Annotated in this window: 19 protein-coding genes, 3 tRNA genes and 1 riboswitch; of the genes, 12 read left to right on the plus strand and 10 right to left on the minus strand. The window is 68.9% G+C overall.

From position 1 onward, the window contains the following. The first annotated feature begins 102 nt into the window (after positions 1-102). A complete protein-coding gene (locus ACFWY5_RS02350; protein ID WP_379612499.1) occupies positions 103-879 on the plus strand; it encodes a fumarylacetoacetate hydrolase family protein in 777 nt (258 codons plus the stop codon). Further along, complete coding sequence (gltX, locus tag ACFWY5_RS02355) at positions 872-2,245, plus strand: glutamate--tRNA ligase (protein ID WP_379630330.1); 1,374 nt, start codon at positions 872-874, stop codon at positions 2,243-2,245. The genes ACFWY5_RS02350 and gltX overlap by 8 nt, the downstream gene beginning before the upstream one ends. Here the strand turns inward: gltX and ACFWY5_RS02360 are convergent. Then, positions 2,139-3,422 (minus strand): MATE family efflux transporter, encoded by a 1,284-nt coding sequence (locus ACFWY5_RS02360; RefSeq protein ID WP_379630331.1) that lies wholly within the window; start codon positions 3,420-3,422, stop codon positions 2,139-2,141. The two genes, gltX and ACFWY5_RS02360, sit on opposite strands and share 107 nt — an antisense overlap. 53 nt (positions 3,423-3,475) lie before the next feature. Here ACFWY5_RS02360 and ACFWY5_RS02365 point away from each other — a divergent pair, with 53 nt between their 5' ends. After that, entirely contained in the window at positions 3,476-4,015 is a 540-nt protein-coding gene (locus ACFWY5_RS02365; RefSeq protein ID WP_379630332.1) for a PadR family transcriptional regulator, read from the plus strand. A gap of 43 nt (positions 4,016-4,058) precedes the next feature. On the opposite strand, the gene ACFWY5_RS02370 is transcribed toward ACFWY5_RS02365, so the two are convergent. Continuing rightward, on the minus strand, positions 4,059-6,026 hold the full coding sequence (locus tag ACFWY5_RS02370) for a M3 family metallopeptidase (protein WP_379612503.1): 1,968 nt from the start codon (positions 6,024-6,026) through the stop codon (positions 4,059-4,061). Positions 6,027-6,192: 166 nt separating this feature from the next. Here ACFWY5_RS02370 and ACFWY5_RS02375 point away from each other — a divergent pair. The 4 genes from ACFWY5_RS02375 to ACFWY5_RS02390 all read left to right on the plus strand — a co-directional run bounded on the left by ACFWY5_RS02375 (position 6,193) and on the right by ACFWY5_RS02390 (position 7,132). Then, positions 6,193-6,264: transfer RNA gene (locus ACFWY5_RS02375), tRNA-Gln, on the plus strand. A 42-nt stretch (positions 6,265-6,306) separates the two neighbouring features. Beyond that, positions 6,307-6,888, plus strand: a complete 582-nt coding sequence (locus ACFWY5_RS02380; RefSeq protein ID WP_379630333.1) for a hypothetical protein — start codon at positions 6,307-6,309, stop codon at positions 6,886-6,888. A gap of 78 nt (positions 6,889-6,966) precedes the next feature. After that, positions 6,967-7,042, plus strand: a tRNA-Glu gene (locus ACFWY5_RS02385). A 17-nt stretch (positions 7,043-7,059) separates the two neighbouring features. Beyond that, positions 7,060-7,132 (plus strand) — tRNA-Glu (locus ACFWY5_RS02390). A 610-nt stretch (positions 7,133-7,742) separates the two neighbouring features. Here the strand turns inward: ACFWY5_RS02390 and ACFWY5_RS02395 are convergent. Genes ACFWY5_RS02395 through ACFWY5_RS02405 form a run of 3 tightly spaced genes read right to left on the minus strand, consistent with a single transcriptional unit; the run spans position 7,743 to position 9,528 of the window. Then, positions 7,743-8,099, minus strand: a complete 357-nt coding sequence (locus tag ACFWY5_RS02395) for an antibiotic biosynthesis monooxygenase family protein (RefSeq protein WP_379612505.1) — start codon at positions 8,097-8,099, stop codon at positions 7,743-7,745. 35 nt (positions 8,100-8,134) lie between these two features. Next, the gene (locus ACFWY5_RS02400) at positions 8,135-8,908 is read right to left on the minus strand and encodes an SAM-dependent methyltransferase (RefSeq protein ID WP_379630334.1); all 774 of its coding nucleotides are present in this window, start codon (positions 8,906-8,908) and stop codon (positions 8,135-8,137) included. Between the two features lie 14 nt (positions 8,909-8,922). Continuing rightward, positions 8,923-9,528 (minus strand): HD domain-containing protein, encoded by a 606-nt coding sequence (locus ACFWY5_RS02405; protein WP_379630335.1) that lies wholly within the window; start codon positions 9,526-9,528, stop codon positions 8,923-8,925. Between the two features lie 112 nt (positions 9,529-9,640). Here ACFWY5_RS02405 and ACFWY5_RS02410 point away from each other — a divergent pair, with 112 nt between their 5' ends. Together ACFWY5_RS02410 and ACFWY5_RS02415 are read left to right on the plus strand one after the other, a co-directional pair. Continuing rightward, positions 9,641-11,260, plus strand: coding sequence for a heparinase II/III family protein (locus ACFWY5_RS02410; RefSeq protein WP_379630336.1), 1,620 nt, complete (start codon positions 9,641-9,643; stop codon positions 11,258-11,260). An 84-nt stretch (positions 11,261-11,344) separates the two neighbouring features. Beyond that, positions 11,345-12,865, plus strand: coding sequence for an N-acetylmuramoyl-L-alanine amidase (locus tag ACFWY5_RS02415; RefSeq protein ID WP_379630337.1), 1,521 nt, complete (start codon positions 11,345-11,347; stop codon positions 12,863-12,865). Between the two features lie 65 nt (positions 12,866-12,930). Here the strand turns inward: ACFWY5_RS02415 and cimA are convergent, their stop codons facing one another. After that, the gene (gene cimA, locus ACFWY5_RS02420; RefSeq protein ID WP_379612510.1) at positions 12,931-14,505 is read right to left on the minus strand and encodes a citramalate synthase; all 1,575 of its coding nucleotides are present in this window, start codon (positions 14,503-14,505) and stop codon (positions 12,931-12,933) included. A 193-nt stretch (positions 14,506-14,698) separates the two neighbouring features. Beyond that, positions 14,699-15,346: a DsbA family protein gene (locus ACFWY5_RS02425; protein ID WP_379612511.1), complete on the minus strand. Its 648-nt coding sequence runs from the start codon at positions 15,344-15,346 to the stop codon at positions 14,699-14,701. A 132-nt stretch (positions 15,347-15,478) separates the two neighbouring features. On the opposite strand from ACFWY5_RS02425, the gene ACFWY5_RS02430 reads away from it, so the two are divergent. Beyond that, positions 15,479-16,066, plus strand: coding sequence for a Uma2 family endonuclease (locus tag ACFWY5_RS02430; protein WP_379630338.1), 588 nt, complete (start codon positions 15,479-15,481; stop codon positions 16,064-16,066). Between the two features lie 14 nt (positions 16,067-16,080). Beyond that, complete coding sequence (locus ACFWY5_RS02435; protein WP_379612513.1) at positions 16,081-16,725, plus strand: O-methyltransferase; 645 nt, start codon at positions 16,081-16,083, stop codon at positions 16,723-16,725. A gap of 243 nt (positions 16,726-16,968) precedes the next feature. Here the strand turns inward: ACFWY5_RS02435 and ACFWY5_RS02440 are convergent, their stop codons facing one another. Together ACFWY5_RS02440 and ACFWY5_RS02445 are read right to left on the minus strand one after the other, a co-directional pair. Beyond that, a complete protein-coding gene (locus ACFWY5_RS02440) occupies positions 16,969-18,066 on the minus strand; it encodes a branched-chain amino acid aminotransferase (RefSeq protein ID WP_379630339.1) in 1,098 nt (365 codons plus the stop codon). Between the two features lie 330 nt (positions 18,067-18,396). Then, a complete protein-coding gene (locus ACFWY5_RS02445) occupies positions 18,397-19,452 on the minus strand; it encodes a 3-isopropylmalate dehydrogenase (RefSeq protein WP_379630340.1) in 1,056 nt (351 codons plus the stop codon). Positions 19,453-19,551: 99 nt separating this feature from the next. Beyond that, a riboswitch (cyclic di-AMP (ydaO/yuaA leader) is annotated at positions 19,552-19,697 on the plus strand. Positions 19,698-19,724: 27 nt separating this feature from the next. Here ACFWY5_RS02445 and ACFWY5_RS02450 point away from each other — a divergent pair. After that, a complete protein-coding gene (locus ACFWY5_RS02450; protein WP_379630341.1) occupies positions 19,725-20,318 on the plus strand; it encodes a C40 family peptidase in 594 nt (197 codons plus the stop codon). Positions 20,319-20,556: 238 nt separating this feature from the next. Here ACFWY5_RS02450 and ACFWY5_RS02455 read toward each other — a convergent pair whose 3' ends face one another. Then, complete coding sequence (locus tag ACFWY5_RS02455; RefSeq protein ID WP_379630342.1) at positions 20,557-22,026, minus strand: ROK family protein; 1,470 nt, start codon at positions 22,024-22,026, stop codon at positions 20,557-20,559. Between the last annotated feature and the right edge of the window lie 249 nt (positions 22,027-22,275).

Genomic DNA, 22,275 nt, shown 5'->3' on the forward strand with positions numbered 1-22,275 from the left:
AATGCGTCATGAGCTGGATTTATTGACAAGTCCTGACTTGCACTGGATGAGCCACGGACCAACGTGGGCCGAGCCCCGGCACGTCGGCGATAGCCTTGTCTGGTGCGTATAGCGAGGTTCTCCACAGGCGAAGGCGTCTCGTTCGGCGTGGTCGAGGGCGGCCCTGGCGAGGAGGTCGTCTCCGCGGTCGCCGGGCACCCCTTCAACCAGGTGCAGTTCACCGGCGAGCGTTTCCCGCTGGCCCAGGTGAAGCTGCTGTCCCCGATGCTGCCGAGCAAGGTGATCGCCATCGGCCGCAACTACGCCGAACACGCCGCCGAGCTGGGCAACGAGGTCCCGGAAGAACCGCTCATCTTCCTCAAGCCGTCGACCTCGGTCATCGGCCACGGCGAGCCCATCGCCTACCCGACGTCGCTGTCCGACCGTGTCGACTACGAGGGTGAGCTGGCCGTGGTCATCGGCCGCCTGTGCCGCGAGGTCCCGGTCGAGCGGGTCAAGGACGTCATCTTCGGCTACACCTGCGCCAACGACGTCACCGCCCGCGACCTGCAGAAGAAGGACGTGCAGTTCACCCGGGCCAAGGGCTTCGACACCTTCTGCCCGCTGGGGCCGTGGATCCAGACCGACCTCGACCCGAGCGACCTCGCGCTGACCACGACGGTCAACGGCGAGGTGCGCCAGAGCGGCCGCACGAACCAGCTCATCAACGACATCCCCGCGCTGGTGGCCTACGTCAGCGCCGTCATGACGCTGATCCCCGGCGACGTGATCCTGACCGGCACCCCCGCGGGCGTGGGCCCGCTGGAGGTCGGCGACGAGGTCAGCGTCGGCATCGAGGGCATCGGCACACTCACGAACAAGGTGGTTTCCCGTGACTGACCTGCGGGTGCGCTTCGCGCCCTCACCGACCGGCATGTTCCACGTGGGCGGCGCCCGCACCGCGCTGTTCAACTGGGCGCTGGCCGAGCAGTCGGGCGGCCAGTTCGTGCTGCGCATCGAGGACACCGACGCCTCGCGCAACAGGCCGGAGTGGACCGAGGGCATCATCTCCGCGCTCGACTGGATCGGCGTCAACGGCACCAACCCGGCCTTCGAGGGCCCCTACTTCCAGTCGGCCTTCGAGCCGCAGCACCGCGAGGCCGTGGCCAAGCTGCTCGCCGACGGCCGCGCGTACCACTGCGACTGCACCCGCGAGGACCTGGTGGCCCGCACCGGCTCCGAGCACAAGGGCTACGACGGGCACTGCCGCGAGCGCGGCCTGACCTCGGGCGCGACGCGCTTTCGCACTCCCGACGAGGGCGTCACGGTGGTGGACGACGTCATCCGCGGGCGCGTGGAGTTCCCCAACGACGCGCAGGAGGACTTCGTCATCGCCCGCACCGACGGCTCGCCGCTCTACGTGCTGGCCAACGCGGTCGACGACATCACCCAGGACATCACCCACGTCATCCGCGGCGAGGAGCACCTGGGCAACGCGGCCAAGCAGGTCATGCTCTGGCCCGCGCTGGGCAAGCGGCCGCCGGTCTGGGCGCACCTGCCGGTGATCGTCAACGAGCAGCGCAAGAAGCTGTCCAAGCGCCGCGACAAAGTAGCCCTGGAGTCCTACCGCGACGAGGGCTACCTGGCCGAGGCGATGGTCAACTACCTCATGCTGCTGGGCTGGGGTCCGGGCGACGACCGCGAGATCATGCCGTGGTCGGAGATGATGCCGCTGTTCAAGCTGGACAACGTCAACTCCGCCAGCGCCTTCTTCGACGAGAAGAAGCTGCGGGCCTTCAACGGCGAGTACATCCGCGCGCTGCCGCTGGAGACCTTCGAGGAGCGCTGCGCCGCCTACCTCGACCCGAGCTGGGACCGCGAGACGTTCAGCAAGGTCGCCCCGCTGGCCCAGACGCGCATCGCCGTGCTGTCGGAGATCCGGCAGAACGTCGACTTCCTCTTCCTGCCCGAGCCCGCCTTCGACGAGGCCTCCTGGGACAAGGCGATGAAGAACTCCCCCGTGGAGATCCTCACCGGCTACCTGGAGCGCCTGGCGGACGTCAGCTGGGACCCCGAGTCGCTCAAGGTCGCGCTGGAGGAGGTCGGCGCGCTGCACGGGCTGAAGCTCGGCAAGGCGCAGGCGCCGGTCCGCGTGGCCGTCACGGGCCGGACCGTGGGCCTGCCGCTGTTCGAGTCGATCGAGGTTCTCGGCCGCGAGCGCTCCCAGGACCGCCTGCGCGCCGCCCTGGCCAAGCTCCAGGCGTGAGTACGGCGCCGCCGAGGCTCACCAGAGCCCCGGCGGCCATCGACACCCACACCCCCGTGACGCCGAGCAACGAGCTCAGCGTGTAGGCGAGGGGCAACTGCACCGCGAAGCCCGCCAGCGTGGCGGCCAGCAGGCGGCCGCCCCTCCCACTCGCCTGCAGAACCCCGCCGGCGGCGATCAGCCCGCCGAACGGCACCAGGTAGAGCGTCATCCAGCGTAGAAACTCCACCGCCGGGCCGGGATCGGCGGTGAACCATCCGGCGACCGGCGCGGCCACCAGATTGAGCACCGCCGCCACGGCCACACCGGCGCCCAGGCCGAGCAGCAGCGGCCGCCCGGCCGGCTCGGAGCGGGCCGTCCTGATCATCGTGGCCTGGCGCAGCGCGTAGAAGACCATAACGCCGGCCAGCATGATCTTCGAGCCGATGCCGTAACCGGCCTGAGCGGCCACTCCGAACCCGGCGACCACGTCCACCAGGACCATGCCGACCAGGGCGCGGGCCAGGAAGTCGCCGGACATGGGCAGGCCGGTGCGCACGATCTCCCACGCGGGAGCGCGGCCCGGGGCGTCGGCCGGAGCCTGCCGTACCAGGGAGATCAGGGCGAGGCCGAGGGTGGCCAGGCGGGCCAGGACGGTGGCCAGCGCGGCGCCCTGGACGCCCATGCCGAGTCCGTAGATGAACAGCGGGTCGAGGACGATGACCAGGGCGTTGCAGATCAGCGCGTTGCGCATCGGGGTCCGCGTGTTGCCCTTGCCCTTGAGCACGCCGTCCACCAGGCATTGGGCGAAGAAGACGGGCAGGCCGGCCAGGGAGATCAGGTAGTAGCCGGCGGTCAGCGCGGCGGTGGGGGCGTCGGCGGCGAGGAGGGCGGCCAGGGGTTCGCGCAGCAGGACGCCGGGGACGGCCACGGCCAGGCTGACCGCGGCCCAGAGCAGCCAGCCGGTCCTGACCAGGGGCGCAAGCGGCGCGCGGCCGTCGCGGCGGCCGACGAGCACGGTGATGCCGGTCTGGACGGCCAGGAACAGCCCGAGCGCCAGGTACTCGGTGGTCGTGGCCACGGTGACCGCCGCTACCGCGCCCTCTCCCAGGCCGGAGACCCAGAGCAGGTCGATCACGCTGACCGCGACGACCGCGGTGAGCAACTCCACGTAGATGGGGAACGCCAGCCGGATCATGCATACCTCGATTCGCTATAACTCGCTTAGAGGTATAGCGATACGATGCGCCCATGGCAAGCGGCGGTGACCTGACCCTGACGATCCTGGGGTTCCTCGACGAGCGGCCGATGCACGGCTACGAGCTCAAAGCCAGGCTCAACGCGCTCAGCGGCCACCTGCGCCCGGTCAGCGACGGTGCGCTCTACCCGGCCATCGCCCGGCTGGAGGCCAAGGGCCTGGTCGAGCGGCACGAGGAACAGGGCACGGCGGCGGCGCGGCGGCTCGTGCTGACGCTGACGGACAAGGGCAGGCAGGAACTGCTGCGCCGCCTGCGCGAGCCCACCGACATCGAGATCAGCGACCAGACGCGGTTCTTCGCGCTGCTGACGTTCCTGTCGGCGCTGCCGGACGCGGCCGAACGGGCGCGGGTGCTACGGCGCAGGCTCGACTTCCTGGAGACCCCGGCCAGCTTCTTCTACGACGGCGAGCGGCCGGTGCGCGCCGAGGACGAAACCGACCCCTACCGGCGGGGGATGCTGCTGGTCGCGCGGGCCACGGGCGCCGCCGAGCGGGAGTGGCTCAGGAACGAACTGGGGGCGGAAAAGAGGTGAGGAGGTACGGCAGGCCCCGCCGTACCCCCTCAGAAGGGACTTTCTACACCAATCCGCGACGTTCAAGCAGCGGGCGGATGCTGGGCTCGCGACCGCGGAAGTTGCGGAAGGCGGTCAGCGCGTCGAGGCTGCCGCCCTTCGACAGCAGCTCACGGCGGAAGTGGTCGCCGTTCTCGCGCTTCAGGCCGCCGTTCTCCTTGAACCACTCCACGCTCTCGGCGTCGAGCACCTCGCTCCAGATGTAGGAGTAGTAGCCGGCGCTGTAGCCGCCGGAGAAGATGTGCGCGAAGTAGTTGGTGCGGTAGCGCGGGAGCACCAGCGGGAAGGCGATCCCGGCCGACTCCAGGGCCGCGGCCTCGAACGCCCGCGCGTCCTCGACCGTCTCGCCCGCGGCCAGCTTGTGCCAGGCCCAGTCGAGCAGCGTCGCGGCCAGGTACTCCACGGTCTGGAAGCCCTGGTTGAACTTCTCCGTCGCCTGCATCTTCTCCACGAGCTCGGCGGGCATCGGCTCGCCCGTCTCGTGGTGCTTGGCGTAGTTGGCGAGGATCTCCGGCCAGGTCGCCCACATCTCGTTGACCTGCGACGGGTACTCCACGAAGTCGCGCGGCACGTTGGTGCCCGACACCCTCGGGTAGCGCACCGCGGAGAACAGGCCGTGCAGCGCGTGCCCGAACTCGTGGAAGGCCGTGTTGACCTCGTCGAACGTCAGCAGCGTCGGCCCGTCGGCCGGCTTGGTGACGTTCAGGTTGTTCATGACGACGGGCAACTCGCCGAACAAGTAGGACTGGTCGACCAGGTTGTTCATCCACGCGCCGCCGCGCTTGGTCGGGCGGGCGTACGGGTCGAGCAGGAACAGGCCGAGCTGCGAGCCGTCCTCGTTGGCGACCTCCCAGACCGAGACGTCCTCGTGATAGCCCTTCAGGTCGGTCCGCTCGGTGAAGCGCAGCCCGTACAGGCGGCCGGCCGCGTGGAAGATGCCGTCGCGGAAGACCCGGTCGAGCTCGAAGTAGGGGCGCATCGCGTCGGCGTCGAAGTCGTACCTCGCCTCGCGCACCTTCTCGGTGTAGAACGACCAGTCCCACGGCTCGATCGCGAACCCGGCCTGCTCGGCCAGCGCCTCCGCTTCCTTCTTCGCGTTGCGTACGGCGGGGCCGACGAGCTGGCCGAGCATCTCCTCGACCGCCTCGGCCGTCTTGGCCGTCTGGTCGGCGACGCTGTAGGAGGCATGGCTCGGGAAGCCGAGCAGCTTCGCGCGCTCGGCGCGCAGGGTGGCCATCCGGACGGCCAGCTCCAGGTTCGCCGGCGCCCGCTCCACCGACAGCGTGTACAGCTTGCGGCGGGTCTCCCGGTTCGTCAGCTGCGCCAGGCCGGGCTGGTTGGTGAAGTTGAGCAGCGGCAGGACGTACTTGCCGTCCTTCTCCAGCGCCTTCAGCCGCACCTCGTCGAAGCCGTCGAGCTCGGCGGCGTCCTCGACGACCAGCGCGGACTCCTTGGCCGCCTTGAGCAGGTTCTGCGAGAAGTCGGTGGACAGGGTGGAGAGCTCCTCGTTGAGCCGCTTGAGCCGCTCCTGGTCGCCCTCTGACAGGTCGGCGCCGGCCCTGATGAAGTCCTCGCGGTACTTCTCCAGCAGCCACGACTCCTCCGGGTCGGAGGTGTTGACCTGCTTGATGCGCGCCCACAGCGCGCGGTCGAGCCGGATCTCGTCGCTGTGCTTGGTCAGCTTCGGCGAGATCTCCTTCTCGATGGCCATGATGCCGTCGGTGGAGTCGGAGGAGACGATGCTGAAGAAGACCATGCCCGTGCGGCCGAGCACACGGCCAGAGCGCTCCAGCGCCGCGATCGTGTTGTCGAACGTGGGCGCCTGTTCGCTGTTCGCGATCGCCGCGACCTCGGCCAGGTGCTCGCTCATGCCGCGCTCGAACGCGGGGAGGTAGTGCTCCTCCCGGATAGCCCCGAAGTCAGGCAGCTGATAGGGCAGGCTGCTGGGTGAAAAGAACGGGTTCTCTGCCAACGTTCGAGCTCCTCGTGCGGTGGTTTTGTCCTCCTTCAGCTTGGCATGTCACGGGGGCTGCCGGGTGCCGCCGACGCCCGGTTCGGCAATCGTTTTGGTGGTGACCGCCAAGCTGGGCTATTCTTTCGGACGTCGCCAAGGCGAGCTCCGAAGGGGTTCGTTTCGGTGGGGTATGGTGTAATTGGCAGCACGACTGATTCTGGTTCAGTTAGTCTAGGTTCGAGTCCTGGTACCCCAGCTTTGACGGATGTCCTCTCACCGGGGCATCCGTTTTCTGCTTATGGAAGAGTTTCGTATTCGCCCGGGTTCCTTCCCCCGCCTCGCGCTGGCCTTCGCCGGACCGCTGCTGCTCTTCTTCCTCGTCTGCCTGTTGCTGGGCGCCATCCTCTCCGGGTCCACCGTCGGCGGCGTGCTGCTGGGACTGCTCGCCGCGGGGGCGCTGGTGGGGGTCCTCGTGGTGAAGCACCGCAGGCTGGTCTCGGGGACCGTCGTGCGGTTCTCCGACGCGGGCGTGGAGCTGACCGACGCGCGTGGCTTCTTCGTACGCCTGCTGTGGGCCGACATCACCCGGGTGGGCGTGGTGGAGACACAGAGTGCCGATCCGCGCCGGATCGGGCGGGTGGGGGGACTGCGGGTGCGCGCGCAGCCGTTGCGGGCGACCGGTCTCATCGGCTGGGGCACCCGCCGTACACCTGAGCGGCTGCCGGGGTGGATGCGCGCGCGACTGGCCGCCGTTCCCGTCGATCCGGCGACCGGGCGGCCCGAGGTCGCCATCCCGCTGGGAGAGCTTGATCCGTTGTGGGAGCGGGGGCCGATGGGGGCCTGGATCCGGCGGTACCGGCCCGATCTCATGGGCTCTTAAGCGGTTTGGAGTGCTCCTCGGGGTGCGGTAGAGTTACCTGCGTCGCCGGGGAGACCCGGCGAAATCACTTGTGGTCAGGGTCCCGTCGTCTAGTGGCCCAGGACGCCGCCCTCTCAAGGCGGTAGCGCCGGTTCGAATCCGGTCGGGACTACCACTGCCACAAGTCATGAAGGTCCCGTCGTCTAGTGGCCCAGGACGCCGCCCTCTCAAGGCGGTAGCGCCGGTTCGAATCCGGTCGGGACTACTCTCTCATAAAGTTCTTCTGTCTCTTTTTCTGTTACGGCAAGCCTCCCTACCGCCACCCGCCGTCGCGGGCTCAGGCCGATCGTGGGGGTCGCTTCTCACGTCGGACGTGGTCCCCGCCGCAACGGCCCACGTGAACCGGTTCCCATGCCCCACCCCGGCCGCCGTCCCCCGGCGCCGCCCACCACCGCGACACACCCCGCCGTCTCGGCGCCCTGGGAAAACCCGCAGAACCCCCGCCGCCTGACAACGCCTCCGCGCGCCGCGAAACCCCCACAACCCCCGCCGCCTGCCGCCTCAGCGCCCCGGGAAACCCTCACAGCCCTCGCCGCCTGCCCCCGCCTCCGCGCGCTGGGAAGCCCGCAGAACCCCCCGCCGCCTGTCACCACCTGAGCGCGCTGGGAAACCCTCACAATCCCCGCCGCCTGTCGCCGTCTCCTGACGTCGCTGCGGGCCTCGTGAAATCCCGCAGCCACCCGCCCTTGGCCGCTGTGCCGGTGGTTCTGCCGTCGTGCCGGAGCCCGCTGTCTCGCCAACCGGGCCCCTGGCCGGCCACCCGAGCGCTGCGCCATCGCGGCGGTCGGGTGGGGCGGTGGGGCGGTGGTGTGTGGCTAGCTCTTGGGGCCGGCGCTCTGGATTACCTCGAATGACCAGACCTGTGAGCCTGTCGCCGCGGGGCCGCCCTGGCCGTGGCCGTGGCCCTGGGCGCCCTGGGACTTGGCGGCTTCCGCTGCCTGGGCGTGGCCGCGCTGGAAGGCGGGGCCCTGCTGCCAGGCCACGAAGTCCTCCTCGCTGCGCCAGCGCGTGTACACGAGGTACTGGTCGGTCCCTTCGAGCGGCCGTAGCAGCTCGAACCATTCGAACCCGTCGGCCGAGTCGACCATCCCGGCGCGGTTGGCGAACCTCTTCTCCAGGTCCTCGCGCATCTCGGCGGGAACGGTCAGAGCGTTGATCTTCACGACAGCCATGTGCCAACCCTATGCGCGCGGGGCTTCGCCCCCTCCTACGGCTTGCGGGCCAATCCGCAGAACTCGTCCACGACCGGACCCGGCGTGCCGGAGGGACGCCAGCCGGGGCAGGAGACGACGCCGGGCTCCAGCAGTTCCAGGCCCTCGAAGAAGCCGGCGATCTGGTCCGGATGGCGCAGGTGGTACGGGACGGAGCCGCTCTGGTTCCAGATGGCGATGGCCGCCTCGAACTCGGGGCCCTTGATGACGTTGGTGCCGTCGGCGATCGCCACGTAACTGCCCGAGGGCAGCGCGTCGACCAGCGTGCCCACGATGGCCTTGGCCTGGTCGTAGTCGGGCAGGTGTCCGAGGATGTTGAGGAGCATCAGCGCCACCGGGCGCGACAGGTCGAGCGTGGTCTCGCTGGCCCCGGCCAGGATCGCCGCGGGCTCGCGCAGGTCGGCCTCGATGTACTGGGTGAGCCCTTCCTCGCTGCCGACGAGCAGCGCGCGGGCATGGGCCAGGACGATCGGGTCGTTGTCCACGTAGACGACGCGGGCCTCCGGGGCCACGCGCTGGGCGACCTCGTGCGTGTTGTTGACCGTGGGCAGGCCGGTGCCGATGTCCAGGAACTGCCGGATCCCGGCCTCGCCCGCCAGGAACGTCACGGCACGGGTCAGGAAGCCCCGCGACTCCTGGGCGATCGGCACGATCTCCGGGAACACACGCGCGAACTGGTCGCCGATCTCACGATCGATCTCGTAGTTGTCCTTGCCCCCGAGCCAGTAGTTCCAGATTCTCGGCGAATGGGACACAGTTTTATCGATCACGGGACAAACCTAAATCACGCGGACAGGAAATTCAGGGGGTTGGCGGCGAGTTTGCCACCGAACCCGGCGCGGACGAAGCCCCCGGCCACGCTGTCCGGCTTGCGGGTCCCCTGCTCGGTCATGCTCGCGGTGAACTCCTCGACGAGGTCCAGGCGCGGGTAGAGCCGCAGGACCTCGTGCTTGACCGGCTCGGGAATCTCGTCGGTCTGGCGGCCGGAGATGTCCATGGCGGTGGAGAGCTCCAGAAGGTGGCCCTCCGGGTCGTCGTTCACGTCCACCTCGGCCCACATGTGGCGCACGATCACCTCGGCCGCCCGCTTCCTGCGCTCGGCCGGCCAGCCCGCGCCGGCGCCGAACACCCAGGCCACGTTTCCGCCCGCCGCCTCGAAGGCCACCGTGTGGCTGTCGAACTCCTTCGTCAGCCCCAGATCGTGCAGCATCGCCGAGACGTAGAGCAGTTCGGCGTCGAAGGGGATGGCGTGCTCCTGACCGTAGGCCGCGGCGAACAGATAGGCGCGGACGGAGTGGTTGAGCAGCGACGGCGTGTGAAACTCGGTCGCGACCTCAAGCGCGAGACGGCAGGCGGCGGTGTCCGGGATCAGGATGTCTGCGTAGTTCACGAAGACAGCATGGCATCGAGCCGCTAACGATCGCGCACCCGGCTTGACCTCTTGATCGCCGGTCCGAGAGCATGTCTCGCTCCCGTGAAGACACCCTCGGAAGGACACCGGCGTGCGCCGCCTCGCGATCCCTCTTGCCCTCATGCTCGCCACCACCGGGCTCGGGGCTCCCGCGCAGGCCGCCGACAAGGTGAAGCGCACCGCTCAGTGCCAGGGCGACTGGATCCCGGGCACGCCCACCGCCGAAGACGTGATGAACGGGGAGATCTCGCTGGTCGGGCAGCCGGCGTACAAGCTCGGCAAGAAGATCAACTGGGGCGCGAGCCCGTACCGGAACAGGTCGTGGGAGTTCGTCTTCCACTCGCTGCGCTGGGTCGGCACTCTCATGGTCGGTTACGAGAACACCGGTGAGGCACGTTACCTGGAGCGCGCCAAGGAGATCACCAAGGACTGGGTGGCGAGCAACAAGCGCGGGGCGAGCCGTACCAAGCCGTATGTCTGGAAGGACCACCCCACGTCGCTGCGCACGCAGGCGCTCGTCTGCCTGAGCATGCACGTCAAGGACGGCTGGCTCACCGGCAGCCTGAAGGAGCACGCGAAGCTGCTGTCGGACGCCCGGCTGTACAAGAAGGGGCACAACCACGGCATCGACCAGGACATCGCGCTCATGGCGATCGGCTGCCGGCTGGAACGGCGCGACTGGGCGTCGCTGGCGATCAAGCGGCTGACCGGCACGGTCAAGCTCGACGTGGACTCCCAGGGCGCGCTCATGGAGCAGGCGCCGCGCTACGCCGTCTACGTGTACGGCAGGCTCCAGGTCGCCATGACCAACATGCGCGACTGCGACCGCAAGGTGCCCGGCGAGATCGCCAAGCGGACCGAGGCGCTGAAGTCGTTCGTCGCCCACTCCACCGAGCCCAGCGGCTACATGGTGCCGATCGGCGACGGCAGCGCCGAAACCGAGCCGAAGATGGAGACCGGCACGCCCAAGGAGAAGGTCAAGGTCTACCGGGCGGGTTACGTCTTCGGGCGGACCGACTGGACCAAGGAGGCGGCGTACTACTCGCTGCGGTTCGGGCCGGGGATGAAGTTCCACGGGCACGAGGACCACATGGGCGTCACCTACTACGCCGACGGGCGCGACATCCTGGTCGACGCGGGGTTCCACTCCTACGAGAAGAGCGCCTACCGCTACTGGACGCTCTCCCCCGAGGCGCACAACGTGCCCATGGTCGAGGGCGCGCGGTTCCGGCCGCGTACCGCCACGAAGCTCACCAAGGCGACGTACGGCTCCGGCCGCCAGACTTTCCGGGTCGCCGACAAGGCGTACGGCGTCGGGCGTACCAGAAGTGTGTTCGTCAATCACGGCGAGGACGTGATGGCGGTGCGCGACAGTGCGGGCGGCGGGAAGAAGGTGCGCAACCTGTGGCGCTTCGACCCTTCGCTCACGGTCGTCTCCAATGGGGGCGGCAAGGTCGTGCTGGGTGACGGGAAGTACCGGGTCACGCTGGTGCAGTTGGCGGGGTGCAAGCCGGTCGGCGGGCAGAAGGTGGAGCGGGGCGGCAAGCGGGGCTGGGTCTCGCCGACGTACCTGTCGAAGAAGCCGGCCAGCGTGGTCGTCTCGCCGGCGGCCAAGGAGCTGGTGACGGTGGTCGTGCCGGGCACCGACGCGCCGAAGGTGTCCTGCTCGGGCGGCAAGGTGAAGGTGAACGGCGTGTCCGTGGTCTTCTGAACACGAGGGCGACGGAAAGTTTCAAGTAAACCCGGAGTGATGTCAATTATCGACATCTGTCAGGGATAGTCGTATCTTGCGGCCATGAGGGCTACTCGAACCCCCCGATTAGTGCTGCTCGTGACGAGCATGATCGCCATGCTCACCCTCGTCCTGCCCACCACGACCGCCCGCGCGAGCGCGCAGGCCGCCCCGCTCGGCGACGCCTTCGCCCAGGCCGCGCAGACCTACAAGGTGCCCCGCGACCTGCTGGCCACCATCGCCTACGCCGAGACCCACTTCGACGGGCACGCCGGCGCGCCGAGCGCCAGCGGCGGCTACGGCGTCATGCACCTGGTCAGCAACCCCACCGCCAAGGTCCTGGAGAAGGCCGCCGAGCTCACCGGCCTGTCCACGCGGGCGCTCAAGCGCGACGCCGCGGCCAACGTCAAGGGCGGCGCGGCCGTGCTGCGCGCCTACGCCGACGAGCTCGGGCTGGCCGCCGACGCGGCGCTCGGCGCCTGGTACCCGGTCGTCGCCAAGTACAGCAACGCCGCCGACCCGGCCACCGCCCGCCTGTACGCCGACACCGTCTACGACTTCCTTGGCAAGGGCCTGACCGGCACCGCGGGCGCCGAGCAGATCAGCGTTCCCGCCCAGATGGTCACCGCCGAGCGCGGCGCGTACGAACAGGCACAGGATCTCACCGCGATGGCCGCCCTCAGCCCCGACTACCCGCCGGCCGCGTGGGTCGCCGCGAACTCCGGCAACTACACCGCCTCCAGCCGCGAGTCCAGCTACAACATCGACCGCGTGATCATCCACGTCACGCAGGGCTCGTACGCCGGCACCATCTCCTGGTTCCAGAACCCGAGCGCCAACGTCTCCGCCCACTACGTGATCCGCTCCTCCGACGGCGCGGTCACCCAGATGGTCCGTGACAAGGACGTCGCCTGGCACGCCGGCAACTGGAGCTACAACACGCGTTCCATCGGCATCGAGCACGAGGGCTTCGTCGACAACCCCTCGTGGTTCACCGACGCCATGTACCGCAGTTCCGCGGCGCTGACCGCCTACCTGTGCAACAAGTACGGCATCCCGAAGACGCGCACCGGCATCATCGGGCACAACGAGGTCCCCGGCGCCACCCACACCGACCCCGGCCGGCACTGGGACTGGAACAAGTACATGCAGTACGTCACCGGAGGCGGTGGCACCACCTGGTCCACCATCGTGGACAACACGACCGCCGACCGGTTCAGCTCCAGCGCCAACTGGGGCACCTCGACGTACTCCACCCAGCGCCACGGGCCCGACTACCGCTACGCCGAGCCCGTCGCCGCCAGCGACCCGGCCTGGTACAAGGCCAACATCCCCACCTCGGGCACCTACAAGGTCGAGGTCTGGTACCCGGCACTGCCCGGCTACAACAGTTCGGCCCCGTACATCGTGGCCGCCTCGGGCGGCAACCAGACGGTCTACGTCGACCAGCGTTCCGGCGGGGGCGGGTGGCGGAGCATCGGCACGTTCTCGCTCAACGCCGGTGACTACAACGTGGTCGGGGTGAGCCGCTGGACGTCCGGCGTCGGCCTCGTGATCGCCGACGCGGTCCGGATCAGCAAGTAACGGCTTTGGGGGTACGGCGGCGCCGTACCCCCAAAAGTCCTTAACACGCGGCCCTTTACGGCCTGCTACAACTCGCGGCCCGCGCGCAGCAGACCATAGGTGACGGCCTGCTCAAGGGCCTGCCAGGAGGCGTCGATGATGTTCTCGTCCACGCCGACCGTGGCCCACTCGCCCGTCGCGTCGCTGGTGGTGATGAGGACGCGGGTGATGGCGTCGGTGCCGTGGGTGCCTTCGAGTATGCGGACCTTGAAGTCGATCAGCTCGACCGCGGCCAGCTCGGGGTAGAGCTTCTCCAGGCCCAGGCGGACCGCCTTGTCGAGGGCGTTGACGGGGCCGTTGCCCTCGCCGGTGGCCACGATGCGCTCGCCCTTGGCGTGCAGTTTTACGGTGGCCTCGCTGACGAGTTCGCCGCCCTTGGTGCGCTCGACGATCACGCGCCAGGACTCGACCTCGAAGTGGCGCCTGCGCTCGCCGTGCAGGGTGTCGCGCAGCAGCAGCTCGAACGAGGCGTCGGCGGCCTCGAACGTGTAGCCCTGGGACTCCAGTTCCTTGACCCGGTCGACCAGCTCCTTGGAGGTCTCGGCGGACAGCTGGTAGCCCAGCTCGCGGCCCTTCAGCTCGACGCTGGCCCGCCCGGCCATGTCGGAGACCAGCATGCGCATGTCGTTGCCGACGGCGGCGGGGTCGATGTGCTGGTAGAGGTTCGGGTCCACCTTGATGGCGCTGGCGTGCAGGCCGGCCTTGTGCGCGAAGGCGGACATGCCCACGTAGGGGGCGTGCGAGTTCGGGGTGACGTTGGTGACCTCGGTGATCGCGTGGGCGATCCGGGTCATGTCCTGGAGCGCGGCCGGCGGCACGAGGTCGAAGCCGCGCTTGAGCTGGAGGTTCGCCACGACCGTGAACAGGTTCGCGTTGCCGGAGCGCTCGCCGTAACCGTTGGCGCAGCCCTGCACGTGGGTCGCGCCCGCCTTCACCGCGGCCAGCGTGTTCGCGACCGCGCAGCCGGTGTCGTCGTGGCAGTGGATGCCGACGCGGGCGCTGGTCTGGACGGCCGCGTTCACCACCTCGGCGAGCTCGTCGGGGAGCATGCCGCCGTTGGTGTCGCACAGGGCCACGACGTCGGCCCCGGCCTCGGCCGCGGTCCTGAGGACCTCGAGAGCGTAGGCTGGATTCGACTTGTACCCGTCGAAGAAGTGCTCGGCGTCGAGGAAGACCCGCTGGCCCTCCGCTTTCAGATGAGAGATGGTGTCGCGGATCATCGCGAGGTTCTCACTGAGGGTGGTGCGGAGGGCCAGCTCCACGTGCCGGTCGTGGCTCTTGGCGACAAGAGTCACGACCGGCGCGCCGGATTCGCGCAGTGCGGCGACCAAAGGGTCATCGGCTGCCTTCATGCCTGCCCGGCGGGTCGCGCCGAACGCGGCAAGCTGCGCGTGCTTCAGGTCGAGCTCTGTTTGAGCCCGCCTGAAGAACTCTGTGTCCTTGGGGTTGGCGCCAGGCCAGCCCCCCTCGATGAAACCGACGCCCAGGCTGTCCAAGTGGCGCGCGATCGACAGCTTGTCGGCCACCGTGAGGTTGAGGCCTTCTTGCTGTGCGCCGTCGCGCAGCGTGGTGTCGTACACGTGGAAGCGGTCGTCGGCCATCTGATTGGTCTCCCGAGGAAATGAAAAAGACCCCTCACGGACGTGAGAGGTCTGCGCGCTGGCGGTGTCCTTTGTCAGCCAGCGCGCCTGCCGATAATGAGCAGACCGTAGAACATGGTGATGCCGAGTGTGCCACATGGATTCACCATCTGGCACGCTGGTCTCACGTTCTGGGACATTCTTTGTACGGAGCTCAGACGGTGACGCCGTCGCCGCCGGTGATGAGCTGCTCCAGAGCCTTCGGGTCGAAGGCGACGTCACCCAGCATCTGGCCGTTGAACAGCACCGTCGGAGTCCCGTCGAGGCGGACGCCGTCGTTCTGGCTGACGTGCTGCTTGGCGAAGGCCTGCGTGGCCACGCACTCGTCCACCGAGGCGCCCGCCTTGCGCGCGGCGCCCACCAGCTCGTCCGGCGTGAACCCGCTGGCGGTGCCGTGCGGGGCCGGTTGGATGGCGTAGAGCTGGTCGCGGAAGGCCAGCCAGTTGGCCGCGGGCACGCAACGGGCGGCGGCGGCCGCGCGGACACTGTTGGAACGCATCGGCTCGTCCCGGAAGATCGTCACCGGGTGGAAGACCACCTTCACGCTGCCCGCCTTGGCCAGGCGCTGGAGCGTGGGATCCACAGCGGCGTGGAGCTGCTTGCAGACCGGGCAGTCGAAGTCCTCGTACAGATCGAGGACGGGCGCGGTCACCCCCGGCCTGGCCAGGACCATCGAGCCGTCCGGCTGGCGGGTGAGCTGGTAGGCGCCCTGTTTGCCACCCGGTTCCGCGAAGGCCAGGACGGCGACGACGGCAAGCACGACACACGCGGCAACACATGCCGCCACCAGCCTCTTGTTCATCGCAGGCGACCCTATCATTTGCGACATATTGGCCAGTTATTCGAACAAGCTTGCGATGTCTTTTCGTGGGCATTACCTTGGGTCGCGCGGCAATCACATTGCGTTCATCTCTCAGGAGGGGATGATGGAACCATGGCCAAGCTTCTCGCGCGTCCCACTGCCGAAGAGCATCCGTCTGACCAGCACTACCGGGCGGCATGCAGGCTGTTCCCCGAGCATCGTGTCGAGCTCATCGACGGCCGGATCGTGGTGAACCCCGTGCCCACCGGACTCCACAACAACATCATCGCGCTGCTGCTCTTCCAGATCACCGGCTTCCTGGTGGAGAAGGACTGGCGGCCCTGGACCAACATCAAGCTGTTTCTCGGCACCCAGAACGACAGGTTCATCCCCGACCTCGTGATCGTCTCCAAGCGCCCGCGCATGTGGGGCGAGGACGAGGTGCACGCCGACGACACGAAACTGGTCGTAGAGGTCGTCTCTCCCAGCAGCGTCCACGACGACTACGTCATCAAGCCCAAGGCCTACGCGGCCGCGAAGGTTCCCGCCTTCCTCCGCATTGACCCGGCCAAGTCGACGGCCAGCCTGTTCACCCGCCCATCCGCCGACGGCTACACCGTGTTCGTCGAAGTCACCATGGGCGCGCCGCTCGCCATGCCCGACCCATGGAACCTCATCCTCGACACGGCCAGACTCAACGACGCCGAGACCTCCGGCTGATCGACAATGACGCCATGAAGAACTTCGTGCTCGACCAGCCGATCGCCCAATACATCCACGAACACACCACCCGTCCCGACCCGCTCCTCGAGCAACTCGCCATCGAGACCCGCGCGGCCACCGGCGACCAGGCCAGCATGCAGATCTCCGCTTCCCAGGGCCGCCTGCTCACCATGCTCGCCCAGCTCGTCGACCCATCGGTGGCGGTCGAGGTGGGTACGTTCACCGGCTACTCGTCGCTCTGCCTCGCCCGTGGCCTGTCCGGCGGGCACCTCTACTGCTACGACGTGAGCGAGGAGTGGACCGCGATCGCCAAACGCTACTGGGAGGACGCGGGCGTCTCCGACCGCATCACCCTGACCCTCGGCCCCGCCACCGAAACCCTGCCCACCCTCCAGCGCTCCGTCGACCTGGCCTTCATCGACGCCGACAAGCCCGGCTACCCCGCCTACTACGAACTGCTCATGGAACGCCTGCGGCCCGGCGGACTGATCATGGTGGACAACACCCTGTGGACCGGCTACGTGGCCGACCCGTCGAGAAACGACGAGACCACGGTGGCGATCCGCGAGTTCAACGACATGGTGATGCAGGATCCCCGCGTGACCACGACCATCCTCCCGATCTCCGACGGCCTCACCCTGATCCGCAAGAATTGACCGGTTCCCCGCCTTGTCAACGCCTGTCCATCCGGGTTCCTCCGGCCAGCCCACCAGGCGTTCGGTCGACGGATGTCTCGGTTACCGGGCATCCAGCACGCCCACGCGGTCCTGTGGGCGTCCGGCGCGACCATCAAGCCGTGCCGTGGTCGCGGCACCCTGTCAGGGGTGAAGGGGGCAGCCGACCGCGCTGGACGTACGGGCGCAGGGGTGCTGCCCCACGGGTGCGGGGCAGCATGGGCGTTAGCTGATCTTGTGGATCCAGCTGTGGGGGTCGGGGCGGGTGCCGTACTGGATGCCGACGAGTTCGTCGCGGATGCGCATCGTGACCGGGCCCGGGGTGCCGTCGCCCACGGTCCAGGCGCGGTCGGCGCCCTTGACAGAGCCGACCGGCGTCACCACGGCGGCGGTGCCGCAGGCGAAGACCTCGGTCAGTTCGCCCGACTCGCAGCCGGCCTGCCACTCCTCGATCGACAGGCGGCCCTCTTCGGCCTTCAGGCCGAGGTCGCCGGCGAGCCTCAGGATGGACTCGCGGGTGATGCCGGGCAGGAGCGTGCCGGTGAGGGCGGGGGTGAGGAGGCGGTCGCCGTACACGAAGAAGAGGTTCATGCCGCCCATCTCCTCCACGTACCGGTGCTCGTGGGAGTCGAGCCAGACGACCTGGTCGCAGCCCTGGGCGACGGCCTCGCGCTGGGCGACGAAGGCTCCGGCGTAGTTGCCGCCGCACTTGGCGGCGCCGGTGCCGCCGGGGGCGGCGCGGGTGTACTCGGTCGAGAGCCACACGGAGACGGGCTTGACGCCGCCGCTGAAGTACGAGGCGGCGGGTGAGGCGATGACCATGAAGCGGTAGTTCTCTGACGGGTAGTTGACGCCGAGGCCGACCTGGGTGGCGATGATGAACGGGCGCAGGTAGAGGCTGTGGCCGTCGGTCGTGGGGACCCAGTCGCGGTCGGCCTGGACGAGGAGTTCGAGCGCCTCCACGAAGGTGTCTTCCGGCAGTTCCGGCATGGCCATGCGCGCGCAGGAGTGGTTGAAGCGGGCGGCGTTGGCGTAGGGGCGGAAGGTGACGATGGAGCCGTTCGCGTGCCGGTAGGCCTTGAGGCCCTCGAAGAGTTCCTGCGCGTAGTGGAAGACGGAGGTCGCGGGGTCGAGCGTGAGCGGTCCGTACGGCGTGAGGCGGGCGTCGTGCCAGCCGGTGCCCTCGGTGTAGTCGATCGAGACCATGTGGTCGGTGAAGGCCTTCCCGAACCCGGGGCTCGCCAGTACCGCCTCGCGCTCTGCCGCGGTGCGAGCGTGGTCGGATAGCTGCACGTCGAAGCTGAGCTTCTGAGAGGTGGTCATGACGGAGATCCTTCTCTTTCTCTGAGGACTACCCTGCATCCATTCTGCGCCGGATCGGGTAGAGGGAACTTACTGCATCTAAAAGGACGACCGTTAGGGCGCAACGAAAACGCCCGGAGGCTCTCGCGAGCCACCGGGCGTGGGTGGTCAGGCGGCCGCGAGTGCGCTGGGGGCGCCTGGGCCGCTTGTCAGGTCGGTACCGGGTGTTCACGAGCTGCGGGTTCGCGCGCTGCCCGCCGTACCTCCGCAGACTTGTGGTGAGGCCCCGACGGTGGGGGATCTCACGTTCCGCGGTACGGCGGGCCGCTCGTGGGCCGGTGGCCTGCGGCGTCAGGCGCCGCCGGATACTCGGGCGGCGATGTCGTCGCCGATGTCCCTGGTGGTGCGGGCGGCGGTGTGCGAGAGGCGCTCGACGATGTCGTCGGCGACGGCCTGCTCGACGCGGGCGGCCTCGGCGGTCAGCCCGAGGTGGTCCAGGAGCATGGCGACCGAGAGGATGGTGGCGGTCGGGTCGGCCTTGCTCTGCCCGGCGATGTCGGGCGCGCTGCCGTGGACCGGCTCGAACATGCTCGGCGCGGCGCCTTCGGGGTTGATGTTGCCGCTGGCCGCGAGGCCGATGCCACCGGCCACCGCGGCGCCGAGGTCGGTGATGATGTCGCCGAACAGGTTGTCGGTGACGATCACGTCGAAGCGCTCGGGCTGGTTGACGAAGAACATCGTGGCCGCGTCGATGTGCACGTAGTCGGTGGTGACCTCGGGGTACTCCCCGGCCACGCGGTCGAAGGTGCGCTGCCACAGGTCACCGGCGAAGGTGAGCACGTTGGTCTTGTGGACCAGCGTGAGCTTCCTGCGCGGGCGGCTCTGCGCCTTGGCGAAGGCGTAGCGGACGACGCGTTCGACGCCGTAGGCGGTGTTGATGGACTCCTGCGTGGCCACCTCGTACGGCGTGCCCTTGCGCATGGCCCCGCCGGTGCCGGCGTAGAGCGACTCGGTGCCCTCACGGACGACGACGATGTCGATGTTCTCGGCCGGTGTGTCGGCCAGCGGCGTCGCGACGCCGGGCAGCAGCTTGACCGGGCGCAGGTTGACATAGTGGTCGAAGTCGAAGCGGATGCGCAGGAGCAGGTCGCGCTCCAGCAGGCCGGGCGGAACCTTGCGAGGGTCGCCGACGGCGCCGAGCAGGATCGCGTCGTAGCCGCGCAGCTCCTGCAGCACGGAGTCGGGCAGGACCTCGCCGGTCCTGGCGTAGCGGTCCGCGCCGAGGTCGTACTCGGTGATGTCGAACTTGGGACCGACCGCCCCGAGAACCTTGAGGCCCTCGGTCACGACCTCGGTACCGATGCCGTCTCCGGGGATGACGGCCAGGCGAATGCTACGCGACTCCATGGGCGGTACCTTACCGGTTCGTCTCGCCTGCCGAGCAACCCATCTCATTTCTCGGACACTGCATTTTGCCCGATTTGCACGCTTTTGACTGTTTCGTTAGAGTCCCACCAGCCTAATCCGCGCACCGTAGTGCGGAGCCGGGGACCCACCTCCCCCATTGGGGCGAATCGGCGTTTACCACGTCGTAGGGCGACTTCCAGGCCCGAGCCCGACAGCTAACCCGGTAGGCCGTGTGGAAGGACATTCCCCTGTCTCGCATCATCGCGACCGCTGTGCTCTTCACCGTCACCGGTGTCACCGCGGCCACCCTCGCATCCCCCGCCACCGCATCCCCCGCTTCTCCCGCTTCTCCCGTCAACACCGTCGACCCCTATGACGTCACGCTGACCAGCCAGGGCCTCAAGGAGATCCAGGAGCAGCGGACCCCCGAACCCGGCTGGCAGAAGGCCCTGGCCTACGCCATGGACAAGCGCGGCACCCCGTACGTCTGGGGCGGCACCACCAAACGCGGCTACGACTGCTCCGGCCTCATGCTCCGCGCCTACGAAAGCGCGGGCATCGAACTGCCCCGAACCGCCGCCCAGCAGTACTCGGCGTTCTCCAGAAAGATCAGCTGGAAGAACCTGAAGCCCGGTGACCTGGTCTTCTTCTCGGGGCTGGGGCATGTGGGCATGATCTCCCGGCCTGGGCACATGGTGCATTCGCCGCGTACCGGTGATGTGGTCAAGGAGGAAAAGCTGAGCGCCTGGCGCCGCCGCGCCTTCGTGGGCGCCGTGCGTCCGGATCCGGCGGGCGTCAAACTCACCACCCGGCTCGAAAAACTCCGCCAGGCGCCCGCACCCGTCATGCCCACCGCGACGCTGTGACGCGCGTCGTCTCCTGATCGTCGTCTGACAACGCCGATTCCGCCGGCCCGTCGCGGCGGGCTCTGTCGTGGTTCCTCCCGTGCGTGGCTTCTCTCTCACGCGCGGGAGGATCCACGCACGGGAGAGACCACGGTCTCTGTCGCGCGGGCCCTGTCGCGGCCCACCCCCGGACACGGTCGTCCAGCGGGGATGGCCGGCCGCCGCAACGAGCGCACTTACCGGCGGTACCCCGCTGATCTCAGCCCATACGGGTGGAGAAGATCAGGTCCCAGGCGCGGCCCCTCGCATGGGCGACAGCGCCCAGCAACACGCCACTGTCACCCAGAGCGCTGGCCACGATCGTGGGCCGGAGCGGCCCCAGTTCGCCGATTCGGCGTTGGATGGCGTCGCCCAGCAGGTCGAGGTTGTGTCCCACGCCGCCGGAGAGCACGATCACCTCCGGGTCCAGGACGGCGGCCACCGCCACGAGCAGCCCGCCGATCCGCCGGCCCTCCGCCGCCACGACCGACAGCGCTGCCTGATCACCCCGTTCCGCGGCGGCGAAGATCTCCTTGGCCGTTCCCAGGGACAGTCCGGCGGCCCGCGCCGCCCGTACCACTCCCGGAGCCGCGGCAACGGTCTCGGTTGCCCCGTGCTCCCGCACACTCGCATCCCCCTGGTCCACGCCAGGGAACACCTCCCCCGCGGCCTGGGCCGACGCCCCAGTGACAGATCCGGCACTCGAAACCTCGGACGGCCGATCCGGAGCGGGCCGCGTGCCGGGCGGGTGCTGGGTGTCGGGCGGGCGCTGGGTGTCGGGGAACCCCGCTTCGGAGGCGCGCCGAACGTCGGGTGCGGACGGCATCTCACCCACGGACCCCGCGTCGGGAACGAGCGGAACATCCGGCGCAGACCGCGCGGCGGGTGCGGACCGGGTGTAGGGGCCAGGCGCGGTGTTGGGGCCAGGCGCGGCATCAGGGGTAGGGAGGTCGTCGGTGGCGGGGAGGTAGGAGACCTCGCCGGCGGCGCCCCTGGCGCCCACGTACAGTTCGCCGTTGACGACTATGCCCATGCCCACGCCGGTGCCGATGGAGACCAGGGCGAAGTTGGACTTGCCGCGGCCCTCGCCGTACGCGTGTTCGCCCACGGCGGCGAGGTTGATGTCGTTCTCGATGACCAGGTCGACGTTGAGCGCGGCCCGCAGGCGGTCGGCCAGGTCGGGGCCCGGGAGGTTGGGGGCGAGGTCCAGGCGGCCGGCGTTCTGGTCGTAGACGCCCGGGGAGCCTACGACGGCGCAGACGATCGCGGACCAGTCGAGTTCGGCCTCGTGGGCGGCGGCGCGGGCCAGGCGGGCGACGAGTTCGGCCAGTTCGGCCGACGTGCGTGCGGTGTTCCGTCCGTCGGTACGGCCGGCGAACGTCCCCCGGAGATCGGCCACCGCCACCCGGATCCAGTCGCGGCCGATGTCGATGCCGGCGACGTGGGCCGAGGCGGCGTTCACGTCGTAGAGGGAGGTTACGGGGCCGGGGCGGCCGGACACCTCGCCTACCAGGTGGACCAGTCCGTCTTCTTCCAGTCCTGCCAGGGCGGCGGAGACGGTGGGCTTGGACAGGCCGGTGACCTTGGCGAGGTCGGCTCTGGACGCGGGGCCCTCCCGGTGGAGTTGGTCCAGTAGGCGCCGCTCGTTCATGACCCGCAGCAACCGCGGGTTTCCCAGCTCGCTTCGCACCGCGACCTCCCCTTCACGGCAGACTCTAGCCAACGCCCGGGATAGTAAATTACCTTTCTTACCAACCACCTTCCACCATCCCGATCCACCGTTCCCCGGAAAGGAACGTCCGCCTGATACGCGCCGGGCAAGGGACAACTCCGCGAGACGCGAGAAGGCCAGGCACGGAGGAGCCCAAGCAAGGAAGGACAGCGCAGGGCAAGAGGGCAAGGTCGAGCGCGGCCGCCAAAGGACGGCAGGTCCGGCACA

This window comes from Nonomuraea sp. NPDC059007 (assembly GCF_042740555.1).
GTDB lineage: Bacteria > Actinomycetota > Actinomycetes > Streptosporangiales > Streptosporangiaceae > Nonomuraea.